The organism is Olsenella uli, from assembly GCF_016899935.1.
Lineage (GTDB): Bacteria > Actinomycetota > Coriobacteriia > Coriobacteriales > Atopobiaceae > Thermophilibacter > Thermophilibacter uli_B.
Genome location: NZ_JACJJK010000003.1, coordinates 1 through 17,927 on the forward strand (window position 1 = coordinate 1; position 17,927 = coordinate 17,927).

At 69.9% G+C, this 17,927-nt stretch carries 16 protein-coding genes, 1 tRNA gene and 1 pseudogene; 16 read left to right on the forward strand and 2 right to left on the reverse strand.

The window, feature by feature from the left end:
- The 8 genes and pseudogenes from H6A07_RS03045 to H6A07_RS03080 form a co-directional block, all read left to right on the forward strand.
- A pseudogene (locus H6A07_RS03045) lies at positions 1 to 351 on the forward strand (hypothetical protein); the annotation flags it as partial.
- Positions 348 to 542, forward strand: coding sequence for a hypothetical protein (locus H6A07_RS03050; protein ID WP_239471068.1), 195 nt, complete (start codon positions 348 to 350; stop codon positions 540 to 542). The pseudogene H6A07_RS03045 and the gene H6A07_RS03050, both read left to right, overlap by 4 nt.
- A gap of 1 nt (position 543) precedes the next feature.
- Entirely contained in the window at positions 544 to 1,017 is a 474-nt protein-coding gene (locus tag H6A07_RS03055; protein ID WP_204813387.1) for a TadE/TadG family type IV pilus assembly protein, read from the forward strand.
- A gap of 13 nt (positions 1,018 to 1,030) precedes the next feature.
- Positions 1,031 to 3,046, forward strand: coding sequence for a TadE/TadG family type IV pilus assembly protein (locus H6A07_RS03060; RefSeq protein ID WP_204813389.1), 2,016 nt, complete (start codon positions 1,031 to 1,033; stop codon positions 3,044 to 3,046).
- Positions 3,043 to 3,525: a hypothetical protein gene (locus H6A07_RS03065; RefSeq protein ID WP_239471033.1), complete on the forward strand. Its 483-nt coding sequence runs from the start codon at positions 3,043 to 3,045 to the stop codon at positions 3,523 to 3,525. Before H6A07_RS03060 ends, H6A07_RS03065 begins: the two co-directional genes overlap by 4 nt.
- A gap of 1 nt (position 3,526) precedes the next feature.
- Positions 3,527 to 3,886: a DUF192 domain-containing protein gene (locus tag H6A07_RS03070; RefSeq protein ID WP_204813391.1), complete on the forward strand. Its 360-nt coding sequence runs from the start codon at positions 3,527 to 3,529 to the stop codon at positions 3,884 to 3,886.
- A gap of 13 nt (positions 3,887 to 3,899) precedes the next feature.
- Positions 3,900 to 4,460 carry an FHA domain-containing protein gene (locus H6A07_RS03075; RefSeq protein WP_204813393.1) on the forward strand — a complete coding sequence of 187 codons (561 nt, stop codon included), beginning with the start codon at positions 3,900 to 3,902 and terminating at the stop codon, positions 4,458 to 4,460.
- A 17-nt stretch (positions 4,461 to 4,477) separates the two neighbouring features.
- A tRNA-Phe gene (locus H6A07_RS03080) sits at positions 4,478 to 4,553 on the forward strand.
- Between the two features lie 69 nt (positions 4,554 to 4,622).
- Here H6A07_RS03080 and H6A07_RS03085 read toward each other — a convergent pair.
- Positions 4,623 to 4,961, reverse strand: coding sequence for an acylphosphatase (locus H6A07_RS03085; RefSeq protein WP_204813395.1), 339 nt, complete (start codon positions 4,959 to 4,961; stop codon positions 4,623 to 4,625).
- Between the two features lie 115 nt (positions 4,962 to 5,076).
- Here H6A07_RS03085 and H6A07_RS03090 point away from each other — a divergent pair, with 115 nt between their 5' ends.
- The 5 genes from H6A07_RS03090 to H6A07_RS03110 all read left to right on the forward strand — a co-directional run bounded on the left by H6A07_RS03090 (position 5,077) and on the right by H6A07_RS03110 (position 10,301).
- Positions 5,077 to 6,984 (forward strand): subtype A tannase, encoded by a 1,908-nt coding sequence (locus tag H6A07_RS03090; protein WP_204813397.1) that lies wholly within the window; start codon positions 5,077 to 5,079, stop codon positions 6,982 to 6,984.
- A 94-nt stretch (positions 6,985 to 7,078) separates the two neighbouring features.
- Positions 7,079 to 7,753, forward strand: a complete 675-nt coding sequence (locus H6A07_RS03095; protein ID WP_204813399.1) for a peptidylprolyl isomerase — start codon at positions 7,079 to 7,081, stop codon at positions 7,751 to 7,753.
- Between the two features lie 137 nt (positions 7,754 to 7,890).
- On the forward strand, positions 7,891 to 8,391 hold the full coding sequence (locus H6A07_RS03100) for a CarD family transcriptional regulator (protein ID WP_204813401.1): 501 nt from the start codon (positions 7,891 to 7,893) through the stop codon (positions 8,389 to 8,391).
- Positions 8,392 to 8,507: 116 nt separating this feature from the next.
- On the forward strand, positions 8,508 to 8,798 hold the full coding sequence (locus H6A07_RS03105; RefSeq protein ID WP_204813403.1) for an ACT domain-containing protein: 291 nt from the start codon (positions 8,508 to 8,510) through the stop codon (positions 8,796 to 8,798).
- Between the two features lie 48 nt (positions 8,799 to 8,846).
- Positions 8,847 to 10,301, forward strand: a complete 1,455-nt coding sequence (locus tag H6A07_RS03110) for a citrate synthase (RefSeq protein ID WP_239471034.1) — start codon at positions 8,847 to 8,849, stop codon at positions 10,299 to 10,301.
- A gap of 92 nt (positions 10,302 to 10,393) precedes the next feature.
- Here the strand turns inward: H6A07_RS03110 and H6A07_RS03115 are convergent, their stop codons facing one another.
- The gene (locus tag H6A07_RS03115; protein ID WP_204813405.1) at positions 10,394 to 12,637 is read right to left on the reverse strand and encodes a KUP/HAK/KT family potassium transporter; all 2,244 of its coding nucleotides are present in this window, start codon (positions 12,635 to 12,637) and stop codon (positions 10,394 to 10,396) included.
- A 125-nt stretch (positions 12,638 to 12,762) separates the two neighbouring features.
- Between H6A07_RS03115 and H6A07_RS03120 the strand changes: the two genes are divergently transcribed.
- The 3 genes from H6A07_RS03120 to H6A07_RS03130 all read left to right on the forward strand — a co-directional run bounded on the left by H6A07_RS03120 (position 12,763) and on the right by H6A07_RS03130 (position 17,718).
- On the forward strand, positions 12,763 to 14,985 hold the full coding sequence (locus H6A07_RS03120) for a class I SAM-dependent methyltransferase (protein WP_204813408.1): 2,223 nt from the start codon (positions 12,763 to 12,765) through the stop codon (positions 14,983 to 14,985).
- A 165-nt stretch (positions 14,986 to 15,150) separates the two neighbouring features.
- Positions 15,151 to 16,872 (forward strand): phospho-sugar mutase, encoded by a 1,722-nt coding sequence (locus H6A07_RS03125; protein ID WP_204813410.1) that lies wholly within the window; start codon positions 15,151 to 15,153, stop codon positions 16,870 to 16,872.
- Positions 16,873 to 17,031: 159 nt separating this feature from the next.
- The gene (locus H6A07_RS03130; RefSeq protein WP_239471035.1) at positions 17,032 to 17,718 is read left to right on the forward strand and encodes a response regulator transcription factor; all 687 of its coding nucleotides are present in this window, start codon (positions 17,032 to 17,034) and stop codon (positions 17,716 to 17,718) included.
- The last annotated feature ends 209 nt before the right edge of the window (positions 17,719 to 17,927 follow it).

The window sequence follows — 17,927 nt, forward strand, 5'->3', positions numbered from 1 at the left end:
GACGGGGACGCCTCGGCGGGGGCTGTCGCGCCGGTCGGGGGCGGGGAGGACCCCGATGCTGGCGCGGCGTGCGGGACGCCCGGCGGCTCCGGCGGGGAGGACGGTCGCACGGCCGAGGGGGACGTCGCGGAGGCGGCGGCCGACCTTCTGGAGGAGCGCCGGTCGCGCGGCGACTGCGTGCTCGTGCGAAGCGGGTACCTGGACCTGTTGGGAGGGACGTGGGGATGCGTGCTGCAGGGGAACGGCTGGGTGGAGGTCTGCCTCGTCTCCGAGGGGGACGGGGGCGAGGGGTGCGACGTCGTCACCTGGCGCATGGACGCCGCCGACGCCGCGCGCGTCGCGGGCCCGTGAGGGACGAGAGGGGACAGTCGACTGTCGAGTACCTGCTCGTCCTCGTCGCCTTCGTCTCGCTCGTTGGGGCGCTCGGGCTGCTGTGGCACGCGGGCCGGGACGGGGTGCTCGTGGGGCTGGCCACGCGCAGCGCCTCGCACGGCGTGGAGCAGGGAAACGTGTCCCTGCTCAAGGACGTCCTGGGGTACTGAGATGGGCGGGGGACGCGGGCGCTCGGGCCAGATGAGCGTCGAGGCCGCGCTGCTGCTGCCGGTCGCCCTGACGCTCGTCGCGCTTCTCGCCCAGCCGGCTTGCGTGCTGTACACGCGCACCGTCATGGCGGCGACGGCGGGGGAGCTCGCCCGTCTTGCCGCGACGTCCCGGGGCACCGAGGGGGACCTCCGCTCCTTTGCGCTGCGTCGTCTCGCGGCCGTGCCCGACCTGTCGATCTTTCACGAGGGCGGGCCTGCGGACTGGGAGATCGAGGTCACGGGGCCGGACGACGGCGGCAGGGTCACGGTGGCGCTCGAGGGACGCGTGCGGCCCCTGCCCCTGTTCGGCGCGCTCGTCTCGGCGCTGGGCACGGCGGTGGACGGGACGGTGGTCGTGCGGGTGGAAACGAGCGGGGACATGCGGGCGGACTGGATTGGGGGAGGCTATGAGGACTGGATCGGCATGTGGGGATAGCGGGGAGCGCCCCGTGAGCGTCCTCTCCGTCTTTCGTGACGACGAGGGCGGGTTCACGACGGTCACCGTGGCCGTCGCGCTGCTGCTGAGCCTGACGCTCGTCTTTGCCGCCGCGTCGGCCGGATGGGTCAGCTCGCGCTCCTCCGAGGTGCAGCGCGTGGCGGACGCCTCGGCGCTCGCGGGCTCCAACGCCGTGGCCGCCTTCACGACGGTCTCCCAGGTCCTGGACGCCTGTACGCTGAGCCTCGGGCTCGCGGGCATCATCGTGTACGGGGCCGGGCTCGTCACCTCGTGCGTTCCCGGCCTCACGGGCGTCGGGGTGGAGATGTGCTCCGTGGGAGGGCGCATCCTCGACGCGCGCGGCCGCTTCGCGCAGTCGGCGGCGCGCGGCCTGGAGCGGCTGGAGGCCGCCCTGCCGCTGCTCGTGGTGGCGAACTCGGCGTCGTGCGTCGCGGCCAACTCCGAGGAGGGGCTGGGATACGTGGGGTGCGCCCTCCCGCTGCCGCTGACGTCCGCCTCGGACTTCTCGGCGATCGAGACTGAGGTGGGAGACGCCGGCATGGACGACCTCTCCGCCGAGATGCGGGAGGCCTCCGAGGAGGCGGAGGAGGCGCGGGACCGCGCGATGGAGGCGCTCGAGCGGGGGTGGACGGCGGACTGCGGGTCCTCGCCCTACTCGCTCTACGAGCGGGCGGCCTCCCTGGCCGGTCTCTCGGGCGCGGAGAACCCCTTCTACGCCTCGCCGGAGACGTGGGGCTTTGGCGTCCCGCTCGAGCGGGCGCGCGCCTACTACGCCGCCCGCCTCGCCGCCGAGCGCGTGGAGGGCGCCACGGCGGAGGAGCTCACGGACGCCGCGTGCCGGAAGGCGTTCTACGAGTACGCGCTCTCCGAGGTCCGGTCCGGCTCCTGGGTCGAGCATGAGGACGGGACGGTGGACGCCAACCTCCCGAGCCTGCCGAGAAACGCCGACGACACGCGCGCGTGCTCGCTCTACACGGAGGTGCGCTGGCCCTGCACCGACGAGGACGGCACCCGGACGCTCCATGCGGCACCCGGCTGCCCGGGCGCGCAGGGGCCCTCCTCGGGCAGCGCGTCGCTCGCCCAGCTCGACTCCGGCCTCGTCGCGCTCTGTCCCTCGTGCCAGATGGACGTCGGCGAGCTGGGCCGCGTCGCCGCCGCGTCCACCTCCATCGACAACGGCTTCGAGCACCACTGGAGCATCATCGTGGACGCGTCCGAGGACTACGAGGCCGCACGCGACGACTGGGCAGCCGCCGAGGCGAGGACGCGCGAGCTCGCGGAGGAGGGGGAGGAGGCGTTCTCGACCGCGCTCGACCAGCTCGGCGGCGAGCGCCCCGTCCTCTGCCCGCCCGGGGCGTGGGGGTGCGTCGCCGTGGTCGCGCGCTCCGAGGGGACGGTCGTTCCGACCGAGCTCACGGCCTCCTTCCTGTCGTCGGCCGAGCTCCCTGCGGGGGCGGCCGTCTCCGCCGCCACGCTCGCCCCGGACGAGTCGACCGCCGAGAACAACGTCCTGGCGAGCTTCTTCGACGCGCTCTCGGGCGGGGACTCGGCGCTCGGCGGCTCGCTCGACGGCGTGATGGAGCTCTGGGGATCGCTGCTGGTCGGCTACGGGTCCGCCTACGGCAGCCTGGCCGAGGTGGGCGGCGACTTCCTCGACGGCCTCGACGGGGTCATGGGAGGGACCGTGGGGGCGTGGCTGAAGGATCAGCTCAAGGGGGTCATGCGCGACGCCGGCCTGGAGCCCGTCGACATGCGCCTGAGAAAGCCGGTGTTGACCAACACCCAGGACGTGCTCGACCAGGCCGGCCTCGATACCTCCACGATCCGGGAGCTCGTGGCACGGCTTCCGGACGCCACCTCGGCGGCGGACCTGGCCCGATCGGTGGGGATCGACCTGGGGAGCTGGGCGGGAGGCGACTCGATCACGGTGGCGGAGCTGCCCCTTCCGGGCACGGGGGCATCCATCCCGCTCACCGTGGACCTGCGGACCCTGGCGGGCGTGCCATGAGCGGGGCGTGCGCGCAGCGCCTGCGGGCACGGAGCGGCCAGATGACGGTCGAGCTGGCGGTGGTCACGCCCGTGGTCATCGTGATCGCGCTCGTGATCTTGAACCTCATGGGGTTCGTCGAGGCGTGTGCGGCCTTCGACCAGGCCGCGCAGGACGCGGTGCTCGCGCAGGGGGTGGCGCCGTCGGGGGAGCAGAGCGAGGGACATGCGACGGAGGAGGTCAGAGCCATGATCGAGGAGCTGCTCGACAGGCCGGGGAGCTGCGAGGTCGAGGTGAGGGCGGAGGCGGCCGCCTCTGCGTCCGGGAGCCGGGGGACGTTCGCGGTCTCCCCGCTGCTGACGCGCTACGTGTGTACGCTGACGTACCGCCCGTGGCCGAGGGAGCTGCGCCTCCCGGGCGTCACGTACGAGGCGCCGCTCGCGCTGCAGCACGAGTGCGAGCTCGTCGTGGACCGCTACCGGCCGGGCGTGGTGGTCTGAGATGGGGTTCGCGCGGCTCGCCTCGGACGAGCGCCCGGGCCTCACGCTCGAGCTCAGGGTCCTGACCACGTGGGCGGCCAGGCTGCGCGGGCTGCTGGGGACCGGCCCCGACGCGGACCCGGTCATGCTCGCCCGCTGCCCGTCGGTCCATACCTTCGGGATGCGCTACCCGATCGACGTGGCGCTCGTGGGCGAGCGGGGCGAGGTGCTCGCGGTGCGCCGCTCCGTCCCGCCGCGCGAGCTCGTCTCCCACCCGGAGGCGTGCTGCGCCATAGAGCGCCCGGCCGCGGCGGGGGAGTGGCTCGAGGAGGGGGAGCACCTCTGGGTGACGGCGGTCGCCCCGGAGACGATGGGCGGATGAAAGGAGAAGAGGGATGGGAGACTCAGGCAGGGGCGGCGTCACGGGCTACCAGACGAAGGTCTGCCCGCGCTGCGGCGCGCGGCTCTACGCCGACATGGACATCTGCTACGGGTGCCTGTACGACTTCACGCGGGACGCGTCGGGCCTCGAGGGGCCCGCGCTGCCCCTCGGGCGGATCGGGGAGGACGCCGACGAGACGCTCGACCTCGGGGCGGGCTCCGCAGGCGACGCCGGGGGCGAGGTGGGCATGCTCGTGAGGACGCCCTCGGTGGACGTGTGGGTGGGCGTGCCCCCGCAGGGCGTGTCGGTCGGGCGGGGACCGGGAAACGACGTCGTGCTCCACTCCCGCGCCGTCTCGCGCGGCCACCTGCGCCTCGTGCCCACGCCCGACGGCATGGAGGTCCGCGACCTCGGTGCCACGAACCCGGCCCGCTACCAGGGGAGGGACCTGCGCGGCACGCTCGTCGTCCCCTACGGGGACACGATCGACGTCTGCGGCTGCGTCCTCACCATGACCGGCCCCGGCGCGGCGTCCGAAAAAATGTCTTTGACACGTGCGGCGAGTTTGGTATAGTAAGCGCTGCACCAAATGGCTGGGTAGCTCAGTTGGTAGAGCAGGGGACTGAAAATCCCCGTGTCAGGGGTTCGACTCCCTTCCCCGCCACCAGAACTTGAGGCCCCTGGTCGCCCGCGCGGCCAGGGGTTTTCTCATAGGCCCCCGCCGCGCGGCCCCGTCCTAGTAGCGCACCTCAAAGCCCCGCTCGCCCCGGACCACGGGAATCTCGTCGCGCTGGTCGATCGTGTAGCTCGCGCGCTGCCCGCGCCCCGAGAACTCCTCCAGCATGCGCGAGAAGAACGCGCCCACGTGGTCCGGCTCGCCCTGGACCTCCGCCGTGACGGACCCGTCGGGCTCGTTTCTCACCCAGCCGGTCAGGGAGAGCCCGCGCGCGACCATCGACGCGGTCCAGCGGAACCCCACGCCCTGCACCCGCCCGACGAAGCGGACGTGCAGGCGCCGCGCGTTCTCGGGCGTGGGCGTCTCCTCGCGCGGCTCCCTCCTCCAGAACGCGGCCATGGCGGCTCCCTCCGACGCGGCATCAAGAATGTGGTGGTCGCATGGCCCGCGCGGCGCGCCTGCGGCCCGTTGCTACAATAGTATGCGCGCTTTCGTGCCGACACGGGGAGGGACCATGGGCTGTACACGAAGAGAGTTTCTCGCTCTCGCGTCTGCGGGGACGATCGCCGGGATGGCCGGCTGCTCCCCCGCCCAGCGCTCGCCGGAGACGCCGACGGAGGATCCGCAGGCAGAGACCCCCGTTGACGCCTCCAAGTTTGAGAAGCTCGCGCTCGATTCCTCGGCGTGGCGCTTTGACAGCGAGAGCAACGTCTACTACCAGCTCGGCCTCACCTACTGCCTCAACCCCGCGACCGAGACCTACGAGTCGCTGGCGATCTTCGTGCCCGGCGCCTACTTCAACGCCGAGAAGAACGGTGACACCTACACCTGCACGGTGAACGAGAAGGCCGTGGTCGGGAGCTTCACCCCCGCGACGGCCCCCGTCCTCATGCCCGTCAACACCGGCACCCTCGCCGCGCAGGCGAGCCCGACGGCCTATGACGGGGACGGCCTCTCCCCCTACCTCGGGGAGGGTTGCGTCTACGTCTACGCCGGCTTCCGCGGGCGCTCGGCCGCCGTGGACACAGCGACCGGCTCCGACGAGCTCATCCCCGGCGGGTCGCCCTGGCCCGTGGTGGACCTCAAGGCCGCAATCCGCTACCTGCGCTACAACGCGGCGGCCCTGCCCTGCGACGTCAGCCGCACCTTCGTCTTTGGCTTCGGCGCGGGCGGCGGCCTCTCCGCCGTCCTGGGCGCTTCCGGCGACTCGGCCCTCTTCGACCCCTATCTCGCCGAGATCGGCGCGATCACCCACGACGCCACCGGCGCCGCCGTGTCCGACGCCATCGCGGGCAGCGCGTCCTGGTGCCCCGTCACCTCCTACGACATGGCCGACGCCGCCTACGAGTGGTGCCAGGGCCAGTACGCGACCAGCGACACGCGCGCGGACGGCACCTGGACCCAGCTGCTCTCGCGCGACCTCGCCGGCGCCTACGGGGCCTGGGTGAACGAGATGGACCTGCGCGACGCCGACGACGCCCAGCTCACGCTCGACGAGACCGAGACCGGGATCTACGCGATGGGCTCCTACGCCCAGGCCCTTCTCGCCGAGGTGGACGACGCGGCGACCTACTTCGTCCAGAACACCGCCTTCCCCTACACCTACACCCCCCAGCGCCTGGACGAGCCGGTCTTCCCGGGAGACCCCAACCTCGTCGCCACGCGCGAGGCGGACGCTCTCTCGCAGGGCTCCTCGGGCGAGGCGACGGCCGACGGGACCGGCGAGAGCGAGGCGGGCCGCGCGGACGTCTCCGACGCGACCACGGGCGTGGCCCAGGTCCAGTCCACGATCTACGACTCCCCGCAGAGCTACTTCTCGTCGCTCAACGCGGGGGCGTGGTGGATCAACTACAACCACCGCTCCGCGAGCGTCTCGGTCTCGAGCCTGCGCGACTACGTCATGCACCTGCGCCCGGCGCGGCTCGCCGCGGCCCCCTTCGACCGGCCCGACCGCAGCTCCCGCGCGAACCAGCTCTTTGGCGTGGGGGAAGAGTCCACGCTGCACTTCTCGGCCTGCGAGGCCGAGATCGTCGCGGCGGGCGTCGACCGCTACGTGGAGTGCGAGGGCTGGAACCCCACCTACGAGACCGCGTGGGAGGACGACCTCGAGACAGCCGACGCGCTCGGGACCTCGATCGCCGACCGCGTGGCCATGATGAACCCCCTCACGTGGCTGAGCGGCCACTACGACGGCTACGGGCAGGCCACGGTGGCGCCGCACTGGCGCGTCAACGAGGGCCTCTTCGACACCGACACCTCGCTGTGCACCGCCGCCAACATCGTCTTCGCGCTGCGCAAGTATGACGGCGTGACGGACGTGGCGCACACGCCGGTCTGGGGCCAGGGCCACGTGCTCGCCGAGCGCTCCGGCTCCGCGACGTCCAACCTGGTCGCGTGGGTCGTCTCCTGCTGCGCCTCGTAGGCGGCGCGGCGGCCCCGGCTCCCGGCATGCGGGGCGTCCGGGCGGCCGTCCTTCTCGCCCGCGCCCTGCCGACCACCGACCGAAAGGATTTCGCATGACCGTCTCGAACAGGGGAAAGCGGCTGCTCCCGCTCGTCCTTCTCGCCGTCGCGGCCGTCCTGGTCCTGCTGGTGGTGAGCTCGCTGCCGACGGGGGACGCCCCGGCCGAGAAGGACGCCCCCTCGGAGGCTCCCGCGCAGGAGGCCGCAGACCCGGACGACCCGTACGCCACGGGCGTCCACCACGCGCGCATCGAGGTTGAGGGCTACGGCACCATCGAGGTGACCCTCAACGCCAACGTCGCGCCGATCACCGTGTCCAACTTCTGCCACCTGGCCGAGGAGGGCTTCTACGACGGCCTCACGTTCCACCGCGTGGTCCCGGGCTTCATGATCCAGGGCGGCGACCCGGCGGGCGACGGCACGGGCGGCTCGGGGCGGACCATCACCGGCGAGTTCTCCGCCAACGGGGTCCCCAACAGCATCCCGCACGTGCGCGGCACGATCTCCATGGCGCGCGCGAGCGACCCGGACTCGGCGAGCTCGCAGTTCTTCATCATGCAGGAGACCACGCCCTCGCTCGACGGGCAGTACGCGGCCTTTGGCACCGTGACCTCGGGCATGGAGGTCGTGGACGCGATCTGCGAGGACGTCCCGGTGGCCGACGAGGCGAGCGGCCTGGTGGCGCCCGAGGACCAGCCGGTCATCTCCTCGATCGAGGTCCTCGACTGACATCCGGCTCGGCAGGCGCCCAAAGGGTAAACGCTAAAACTTACCCATCTGACCGCCCGTTGACAATACCCTTTCCGCAAACGGCGTGAAAACACCCCTTTCCGTGGTATACTCGAACCACGTGAAAGGAGCGGCCTATGTATTCCGTGGGAGACTATCTCGTCCATCCCGGCCAGGGCGTCTGTCAGGTGAGGGACGTGACGAGCGGTCCGCAGGCGGTCTACCAGCTGCTTCCCATCGGCAAGCGCCATCCGGTGCACATCAGCTTCCCGGTCGCCAACGAGGGTCGCCTCCGCCCGGTGCTCTCGCGCGACGAGGCCGAGCGGATCATCGATGACTACCCCACGATCGAGGTCGAGCGCTTCCAGGCGCGCAACAACTCCCTCGAGGAGGAGCACTACCGCACCGAGATGCGCCAGGGCTCCTGCCGCGACTCCGTGCGCATCGTGAAGACCTTCCGGGCCCGCATCGACGAGCTCTCCGCGCGCAACAAGAAGCCGCCGGTGGCCTACGAGCGCATCCTCAAGGAGGCTCGCGAGCGCTCGACGGTCGAGCTGGCGGTCGCGCTCGACTGCACGCCGGAGGACGTGGTCGAGCTGCTCCAGCGCAGCACGGGCGTGGTCCCCGAGGAGAACTAGGGCCGCAGGCGTCTCCCGTTACCGTTTGTGCTCCACCTCATGTGGGAGCTGTGCGGCCGCGCCCCCAGCTCGTACAATGGTGGGCACGCTAACGACTCGTATCAGGGAGGATCACCATGTCGTCCAATCAGGGAGCCTGTGACAACCGGGCCGTCATCACCGTTCTGGGAAGCGACCGCCCGGGCATCGTCGCGGCGGTCGCCGGCGCGCTCTCCGAGCGAGAGGCCAACATCCTGGACATCTCGCAGACCATCCTGCAGGGCATCTTCACGATGACCATGCTGGTCGACCTCGCCCAGGCGGACTTTTCCGAGCTCAAGGCCCGTCTCGACCAGCTCTCCGAGACCCTCGGAGTGCAGATTATGATGCAGCGCGAGGAGGTCTTTCGCTACATGTATCGCCTCTAGGCGCCCATCGAGCGGGCCGGCCGTCCCCGGCCCCGGGAGGAGGTTCCGATGATTCATCTGCCCAAGGGCGGCGGGAGGCCCATCCTCACCCCGCGCGACACCCCCGCCTTCGACCACGTGGCGGACGCCTACCCGATGCCGTCGGTGGGCCTGGGCCTGCCCCCCGTCTCCGACGGCCTCTACCACGGCTACGAGGACGTGGACGTGGTGCCCTCCGAGCTCTACGCCAAGTACGACGTCAAGCGGGGCCTGCGCAACGCGGACGGCTCGGGCGTGCTCGTGGGCCTCACGACGATCTCCAACGTGCACGGCTACAACAAGACCGACCACGGCGTGGAGCCCGACGAGGGCGATCTGATCTATCGCGGGTACCGCGTGGCCGACCTCATCGGTCACTCGCAGGCCGAGGACCGCTTTGGCTACGAGGAGGTCGCGTACCTGCTCATCGCCGGCAAGCTGCCCACGCGCGAGGAGCTCGACGACTTCCGTGCCCGCATCGACGCGCGCAAGCAGCTGCCCGAGGGCTACTTCGGCATCTTCCCCCGCGCCACCTACAGCCACAACATCATGAACGTGCTGCAGCGCGCGACGCTGCTCCTCTACGCCTTCGACCCCAACCCGGACGACACCTCGCCCACGCACGAGATCGACGTGGCGCTGTCGCTGCTCGGCCGCTGGCCGCGCACGGCGGCCGTGGCCCACGCCGCCCACAAGGCGGCGCTTGCGGACGAGAAGCTCATGGTGCCGCCCGTGCGCGAAGGCTACTCGATGGCCGAGACCGTCCTCGACGTCCTGCGCAGCGACGAGGGCTTCTCGCACGAGGAGGCGATGCTGCTGGACGTCATGCTTATCCTGCACGCGGAGCACGGCGGCGGCAACAACTCCACGTTCACCACGCGCGTCCTGTCGTCGTCCGGGACCGACGCCTACTCGGCCTACGCGGCGGCGATCGGCTCGCTCAAGGGGCCCAAGCACGGCGGCGCCAACTTCAAGGTGAGCGGCATGATCGACGACGTGGCCGCCCACGTGCGCCACTGGGACTCTGAGGACGAGGTCGCGAGCTACCTGGCCAAGATCGTCCGCAAGGAGGCTTTCGACAAGAGCGGCCTCATCTACGGCCTGGGCCACGCCGTCTACACGCTCTCCGACCCGCGTGCGCAGATCGTGAAGACGTACGCGCGCCGCGTGGCCGCCGACAAGGGCCTCTCCGAGCGCTTCGACCTCATCGAGAGCATCGAGCGCCTGGGCCCGCAGGTCATGCGCGACGTCAAGGGCTCCGGCAAGGCGATCTGCGCCAACATCGACCTCTACACCGGCTTCATCTACTCGATGCTGGGGATCGAGCCGGACCTCTACACGGCAATCTTCGCGATGGCGCGCCTCGCCGGCTGGACCGCGCACCGCATGGAAGAGCTCTACGGCGCCGGGCGCATCATTCGCCCCGCCTACAACTCCGTCATGCCCCACGGCGGCGACTACGTCCCGATCGACGAGCGCCCCTAAAACTTGCTGAAAAGGGGTCAGACCCCTTTTAGGCAAAAGCCCGGCCCGCACGTGGCGGACCGGGCTTTCTCGTGGCATATGCGGGCGAGGGGCTACTCGTCGTCCTTCTCGGCCGACTCCTCGTCCCCCTCGTCCTCGTCGATGACGAGCGGGCGGAACACGGCGGTGTCGCCGCCGACGAGCCCGCGCACGGCCTCCTCGGCCTGCGCCTCGCGCTCGTCGCGCATGTGGACGGAGAAGATGTCCTCGTCGTCCTCCGCGCCCGCGCGGATCTCGGCCTGCTTGGCGGCCACCTGCGGCGCCACCTCGGCGAGCGGCCGGCGGGTCAGCTTGTGCTGGCGCTTGGTCTTGGAGAAGAGCAGCACGTACTCAAAGATCACGCTCGAGTTCTCCAGGCCGTACCAGCGCGCCGGAGAGCCGCAGACGCCGCGGATGAGGTACTTGAGCTCGATGAGGCGCTGGTCGAAGCCGGAGATATCCGTCTCGGGGGAGATCATCTTGCGGATGAGGCAGAAGCGGAAGTCGCCCACGGTGCTGTGCTCGCGGTAGATCGAGTACTTGTGGTTCTGCGGGGCGAGCTGGCCGCGCTCCATGAGGTCGGCCACGATCTGGTAGAGGTAGGTGTTGATGCGCTGGTTGACCTTGAAGCCCAGGCGCAGCTGCACCTTGAAGAGGAAGTCCGTGTCAAAGTCGTTGACGATGAACTCGTGGGTGTGCGGCTCGTCGGTCACCTGGACGTTGAGGAAGTAGTAGGCCTTGGCGCGCTTGGGGCGCTTGTCCAGGATCGAGTAGAGGATGTCGCGGTCGAGCTTGTCAAAGGACGAGTCGTTGGTGAGAAAGACCAGGTTGTCCGCGAGCAGCGGGTAGTCCTCGTCGTGGGAGAGGTCGAAGATCTGGTCCAGGTACTCGCGCACCGGCAGGTAGACGGTCTGCGTGCGCTCCACGGCGGTGCCGCGGCGCCACACGTACATGACCACGAAGATGAGCGCGCTCATGATCACGGTGACGTAGCCGCCGTGGAAGAACTTCGTGAGGCTCGAGAAGAAGAACATGAACTCGATGGCGCCGAAGAAGACCGCGAAGGGCACGGCCAGCGCGGTCAGGTGCCGCACCTTCGAGAGGTAGGACGTGAGCAGGATCGTGGTCATGAGCATCGTGACCGTGATGGCCAGGCCGTAGGCGGCCTCCATGTGCGCGGAGGTCTGGAACAGCAGCACCACGCAGATGCAGCCGACCCACATGATGCTGTTGACCAGCGGGATGTAGATCTGGCCCTTGGTCTCGGAGGGGTAGTTGATGCGCATGTGGGGCATGAGGTCCAGGCGCACCGCCTCGGAGACGATGGAGTAGGAGCCGGTGATGAGCGCCTGGGAGGCGATGATTGCGGCAAAGGTGGAGAGCAGGACGGCAAAGACGCGGATCTGCTCGGGCAGCATCTGGAAGAACGGGTTGAGGTCGGGGACGGCGGCGAGGTCGGCGCTGCCGGCGTTGGCGATGATCCAGGCGCCCTGGCCCAGGTAGTTGAGGATCAGGCACACCTTCACGAACGGCCAGGTGGCGTAGATGTTGGGCTTGCCCACGTGGCCCATGTCGGAGTAGAGGGCCTCGGCGCCGGTGGTGCACAGGAACACGTTGCCCAGGACCATGAGGCCGGCGGCGTTGAGGTTGCCGTCAAAGAGGAACGTGATGCCGCGCAGCGGGTTGAAGGCGCGCAGGACGTTGAGGTCCAGCCCGACGTTCATGAGGCCGGCGACGGCCAGGAACAGGAACCACAGCGTCATGACCGGGCCAAAGAGCTTGCCGATGGCGGAGGTGCCCGCCTTCTGCATGAAGAACAGCACGCACAGGATGCAGATCACGATGGCCACGACGATGCCCTGGTTGTCGCCGATGACGGAGTAGATGAAGTCCACGGTCCGCAGGCCCTCGATGGCGGTGGTCACGGTCACGGCCGGCGTGAGGATGCCGTCCGCCAGAAGCGCCGCGCCGCCGATCATGGCCGGGATGATGAGCCAGCGCCCGCAGCGCTTGACCAGGCTGTAGAGCGCGAAGATGCCGCCCTCGTTGTGGTTGTCGGCCTTCATGGCCACGAGGACGTACTTGACCGTGGTGATGAGGGTGAGCGTCCAGATGATGAGGGAGAGGGCGCCGAGCACCACGTCGCGCGACATGGTGGGCAGGCCGCCGTTGCCGGAGATGATGGCCTTCAGGGTGTACATCGGGCTCGTGCCGATGTCGCCGTAGACGACGCCCAGGGTGACCAAGATCATGCCGGCCGAGAGAGGGATGCCCGTGTAGCGGCTTCTGCGCGCGGGCACCGCAGCCTTCGTTGTCATGGAACTCCAAACTCGAGGTTACAGAGACGCGCATAGTGTAGCGTTTCTCGCCGGGCGAGAAGGACGCGGGGTCGGCGTTCGTGCGAGAATGACGGGGTAGGTAGCGACGGGCGAGAGGTGACCCGATGGAGTTTGTGGCGACGTGTCCCAAGGGCTTTGAGCGACTGCTGGCCGACGAGCTTTCCGCGCTGGGCGTTCCGCAGGTCAGGCCGCTGGCCGGGCAGGTGGCGTTTGGCGGGGAGGTCGCGGACGCGTACCGGGCGTGCCTGTGGTCGCGGCTGGCGTCGCGCGTGCTGCTGGTGCTCGCGCGCGTGGACGCGGCGGACGCGAACGCGCTCTACGAGGGCGTCTCCGGGATTGCCTGGGAGGACCAGCTCGCGCCCGGCGCCACCTTCGTCGTGGACGCCCACGGCACGAACGCGCAGCTCAGAAACACGCAGTTCGTGGCGTTGCGCACCAAGGACGCCGTCATGGACCGCGTGCTCGCCGTGCGCGGGACGCGCCCCGTGGTGGACACGGCCCGCGCCGACCTCACCGTCTCCGTGCGCCTCTCCGGGCAGCGGGCGACGGTCTCGGTCGACCTCGCGGGCGAGCCGCTCTTCCGGCGCGGCTACGCGTTGCGCGGGGACGCCCGCCTGAGCTCGCTGCGGCCGGACTACGCCGCCGCGCTTCTCGCCTGCGGCGGGTGGGGCGAGCTCGTGGCTGCGGGCCGGGCGAGCCTCGCCGCGCTCTGGCCGGGGCAGGGGAGCGTGCTCGTGGAGGCGGCCGGTGCGGCACTCGACCGCGCCCCGGGCCTGCTGCGCACGCGCTGGGGCCTCACGGGCTGGGCCGGGCACGACGACGCGGCCTGGCGGGCGCTGCTCGACGAGGCGGACGAGCGCGCGGCGGCGGGCGAGAAGAACCCCTGCTCGCTGGCCGTCGTGGACCCCCGGCCCGGTGCGCTCTCGGCCTGCCGCCAGGCGCTGCGGGCCGCCGGGATTGCACTTGAGGTTGAGGGGCGCGCCGTCGGCGAGGTCCCGGACGAGGCTGCCCTCATCGTCGGCGACCTCTCCTGGGTCGGCGAGGACGACCTCGCGGTCGAGGCCGGCGCGCTCTCCGACCTGGTCCTCGTCGCCGGCAGGCGCCTCGCGCTGCTCGCGCGCGACGCGGCCCCGGACGCGGCCCTGCGCCGCGAGCCCGCCTCCGTCACCGAGGTCATCGTGGGTCGCGACCCGGGGACCATCCGCCGCTACGAGGCGGCCGACGTGGCGCCGGCGCCCGTGGTGGAGCTTCCCGGCGGCGCGCGCACGGGCGTGCTCGTGGCGGCGTCGGACCAGTTCGCGCGCCGGCTCGCCAAGGTGGCGAAGCTGCGGGCCAAGTGGGCGCGGCGCGAGGACGTGACCTGCTACCGCGTCTACGACGCCGACCTGCCGGACTACGCCGTCGCGATCGAGCTCTACGAGGGCTCGGAGACGCCGGGCCGGTGGCTCACGGTCTCCGAGTACGCTGCGCCGCGCGGGGTGGACCCCGAGCTCGCCCGTCGTCGCCTGCTCGATGTGCTCACGATCGCGCCGCGCGTCCTCGGGGTCGACCCGGCGGACGTGAGCGTGCGCGTGCGGACGCGCTCGCGCGGCGGCTCGCAGTACGCCGACGAGGGTCGCGCGTCGCGACGCGGGCCGCAGCGGGACCGTTCTTCTCGCCCGGGAACGCGCGTGGAGCTGCCGGCGGGCTCGCACCTCGTGGACGAGGGCGGCCTCACCTTTGAGGTCAACTTTGACGCGCGCCACGACTGCGGCATCTTCCTGGACCACCGCGAGACCCGCGCGCGCATCCGCGAGATGATGAAGCGGACCAAGGGGTCCAAGCGCTTCCTCAACCTCTTTGCGTACACCGGGACGGCCACGGTCTACGCGGCCGACGGCGGGGCGCGCCACACCACGACGGTGGACCTCTCGCGGCCCTCGCTCGAGTGGGCGCGGCGCAACATGGCGCGCAACGGCTTTGTGGGTCCGGAGCACGAGTTCGTGCAGGCGGACGTGCTCGCGTGGGTCTCCGAGCAGCGCCACACGCGCAACCGCTGGGACCTGATTTTCTGCGACGTGCCCACGTTCTCCAACTCGGCCCGGATGCGCAAGGCGTCCTTCGACGTGCAGCGCGACCACACGGAGCTGGTCATTGGCGTGTCGCGCCTGCTCGTGCGCGGCGGGCGGGCGATCTTCTCGTGCAACCTGCGGACGTTCAAGCCGGACGTGGAGAAGCTCGAGCGCGCGGGCGTCCGCCTCACCGACATCACGGACGAGACCATCCCCGAGGACTTCGCGCGCAACCGCAAGATCCACCACGCCTACCTTGTCGAGCGAGTTGCCTAAAAGGGGTCAGACCCCTTTAGGCAAGTTTGCGGGCTCCGTCCGCCGACGCGGGGCATCCATCGGACAAGCCGAGGCATACGGTGCGTCCGGACGCGACTACTATTGCTTCATACGTGTGGATTCGGCGCGGCAGGTCCGCGCCCCGAGCAAATGGGGGAACACACTATGGATGCAAGCATCGAGGCCACGGTCAAGACCTGGCAGGCCAACGTCACCGAGCCTGACCTGGTGGTCGAGCTCAACGAGCTCTGCGGCGAGGGCAACGAGGACAAGCTCTTTGACGCCTTCTACCGCGACCTCGCCTTTGGCACGGCGGGCCTGCGCGGCACGCTCGGCGTGGGCACCAACCGCATGAACGTCTACGTGGTCGCGCAGGCCACCCAGGGCGTGGCGGACTACCTGAACGCCCACTACGAGAACCCCACGCTCGCGCTCGCGCGCGACTCGCGTAACAAGGGCGAGGACTTCCAGCGCGTGGCGGCGGGCGTCCTGGCCGCCAACGGCATCCACGTCTACGTGTACCCGCGCATCGAGCCCGTCCCCACGCTGTCCTTCGCGGTGCGCCACCTCGGCACCTCCGCCGGCATCGTGCTCACGGCCTCCCACAACCCGGCACCCTACAACGGCTACAAGGTCTACAACGACAACGGCGGCCAGATCACCGACGAGGCCGCGGCGGAGATCTCCGCGAACATCGCCAAGGTGGACCCGTTCGCCGTGGAGGTCATGGACTTCGAGGAGGGCATCGAGAAGGGCCTGATCGAGTGGACGCCCGAGGAGGTCCTCGACGCCTTCATCGAGAACATCAAGAAGGTCTCCGTCCCCGGCTTCAAGGCCTCCGACGACTACTCCGTGGTCTACACCCCGCTCAACGGCACGGGCATGGAGCTCGTGACCCGCATCCTCAAGGAGATCGGCGTCGAGAAGGTCTCCGTGGTGCCCGAGCAGGCCAACCCGGACGGCAACTTCCCCACGTGCACCTACCCCAACCCCGAGTTCCGCGAGGCGCTCGACCTGGCGCTCAAGCTCGCCGAGGAGGTCAAGCCCAACCTCGTCGTGGCCACTGACCCGGACGCCGACCGCATGGGCACCGCCATCCCGCACGACGGCGACTACGTCCTGCTCTCCGGCAACGAGATGGGCGTCCTGCTGATGGACTGGCTCGCCACGATGGCCCGCGACCGCGGCGAGGACGTGAGCCGCAAGGTGGCCGTGTCCACAATCGTCTCGTCCTCGATGCCGGACGCGCTCGCTCGCGACTGGGGCTTTGAGATGCGGCGCGTGCTCACCGGCTTCAAGTACATCGGCGACCAGATCGACCAGCTCAAGGACGAGGGCGAGGAGGACCGCTTCCTCATGGGCTTCGAGGAGTCCTACGGCTACCTCGTGGGCACGCACGCGCGCGACAAGGACGCCATCGTCGCCACGATGCTCTGCGTCGAGATGGCCAGCTACTACGCCGAGAAGGGCATGGACCTCTACGAGGCCATGGACGCCCTCTACCAGAAGTACGGCTACTACCTCAACGGCACCGTCAACGCGAGCTTCCCGGGTGCCGCCGGCGCGGACAAGATGGCCGCTATCATGACCGGCCTGCGCGAGAACCCGCCCGCCGAGATCGCCGGCTACAAGGTCGTCGGCATGACCGACTACGCCACCGGCCCCGAGATGCCGCGCGTCTCGGGACTCCAGAAGGAGGCCGCTCAGGAGCTGCCGTCGGCCAACGTCATCGAGTTCCGCCTCGAGGACGACAACAAGGTCATCTTCCGTCCGTCCGGCACCGAGCCCAAGGTGAAGGCGTATCTCTTCTCCAAGGGCGCCACGCGCGAGGAGTCCGAGGCCGTGCGCGCCAAGCTCGAGGCCGCCAGCAAGGAGATCCTGTCGTAGGTCACCCTCACGCGTGAGCTGGAGCCCCGCCGTTTCCACGAGGAAGTGCGCTTTGCGGAACTTCCTCTTAGGAAACGGCGGGGCTCCTCGCGTGTCGATTGGCTCCTCAGCCGAGGGGACTGTGGCAGAATGGGCGTCATGGGTCGAAAGGGGACTGGGATGGCGCGGGTGCTGGTCGTGGAGGATGATGCGGCGATCAATGACGTGGTGGCCACGCGCCTCGCGCGCGACGGGCACACGGTCGCGCAGGCGTTCTCCGGCTCCGAGGCGCGGCTGCTCCTGGGCGAGAAGAACGTCGCCTTTGACGTGGTCGTTTGCGACCTCATGCTGCCGGGCGTCACGGGCGAGGAGCTCGTCGGGCTCATTCGCGGGCGCGACGTCGCGGTCCCGATCGTCGTGATTTCCGCCCGCACGACGCCGGCCGACAAGATCGGCCTTCTGGCCCTGGGCGCCGACGACTACCTGGCCAAGCCCTTCGACCTAGACGAGCTGGCGGCGCGCGTGGAGGTGCAGCTGCGCCATCGTGGAGCGGCCGGCTCGGCGGCGGGCGCCGTGCTGCACTACCGGCGCTGGGCGTTGGACACCGAGGCGCGCACGCTCACCGTGGATGCCGACACGGACGTTCCCCTCACCAGGATCGAGTTCAACATCCTCGAGGCGCTGGTCCGCCGGCCGAACAAGGTGTTCTCCAAGTCCGAGCTCTTTGAGGCGGCGTGGGGAGAGCCGTTCGCCGGGGACGAGTCGACGGTGGCCGTCCACGTCTCCAACATCCGCGCCAAGCTGCGCGCCACCGGCACCGACGACTACGTCAAGACCGTCTGGGGCATGGGCTTCAAGCTCGCGTGAGACAAATGAACCCGTCCCCTTTGTCTCACTGACTGCAAAACGGCCTCTCGTGTGATGATTTTCCCGTTCTGACTGCAAAACGGCCGCTCGTGTGATGAGATTTTTGCCCCTGTGACGTGTCGAGAGGCTTTCTCAGTAGGAAAAGGCCAGTTGGTAAAATCAACAATGAAATCGAATTCCCGAAAAAAGGGAGAATCGGCATCACACGA

Bases quoted from the DNA above. Each gene is read 5' to 3' on its own strand.
- H6A07_RS03070 (WP_204813391.1), top strand. From the start codon at position 3,527: ATGGGGTTCGCGCGGCTCGCCTCGGACGAGCGCCCGGGCCTCACGCTC.
- H6A07_RS03095 (WP_204813399.1), top strand. From the start codon at position 7,079: ATGACCGTCTCGAACAGGGGAAAGCGGCTGCTCCCGCTCGTCCTTCTC.
- H6A07_RS03105 (WP_204813403.1), top strand. From the start codon at position 8,508: ATGTCGTCCAATCAGGGAGCCTGTGACAACCGGGCCGTCATCACCGTT.
- H6A07_RS03120 (WP_204813408.1), top strand. From the start codon at position 12,763: ATGGAGTTTGTGGCGACGTGTCCCAAGGGCTTTGAGCGACTGCTGGCC.
- H6A07_RS03115 (WP_204813405.1), bottom strand. From the start codon at position 12,637: ATGACAACGAAGGCTGCGGTGCCCGCGCGCAGAAGCCGCTACACGGGC.
- H6A07_RS03130 (WP_239471035.1), top strand. From the start codon at position 17,032: ATGGCGCGGGTGCTGGTCGTGGAGGATGATGCGGCGATCAATGACGTG.
- H6A07_RS03055 (WP_204813387.1), top strand. From the start codon at position 544: ATGGGCGGGGGACGCGGGCGCTCGGGCCAGATGAGCGTCGAGGCCGCG.
- H6A07_RS03065 (WP_239471033.1), top strand. From the start codon at position 3,043: ATGAGCGGGGCGTGCGCGCAGCGCCTGCGGGCACGGAGCGGCCAGATG.
- H6A07_RS03090 (WP_204813397.1), top strand. From the start codon at position 5,077: ATGGGCTGTACACGAAGAGAGTTTCTCGCTCTCGCGTCTGCGGGGACG.
- H6A07_RS03100 (WP_204813401.1), top strand. From the start codon at position 7,891: ATGTATTCCGTGGGAGACTATCTCGTCCATCCCGGCCAGGGCGTCTGT.
- H6A07_RS03125 (WP_204813410.1), top strand. From the start codon at position 15,151: ATGGATGCAAGCATCGAGGCCACGGTCAAGACCTGGCAGGCCAACGTC.
- H6A07_RS03075 (WP_204813393.1), top strand. From the start codon at position 3,900: ATGGGAGACTCAGGCAGGGGCGGCGTCACGGGCTACCAGACGAAGGTC.
- H6A07_RS03110 (WP_239471034.1), top strand. From the start codon at position 8,847: ATGATTCATCTGCCCAAGGGCGGCGGGAGGCCCATCCTCACCCCGCGC.
- H6A07_RS03085 (WP_204813395.1), bottom strand. From the start codon at position 4,961: ATGGCCGCGTTCTGGAGGAGGGAGCCGCGCGAGGAGACGCCCACGCCC.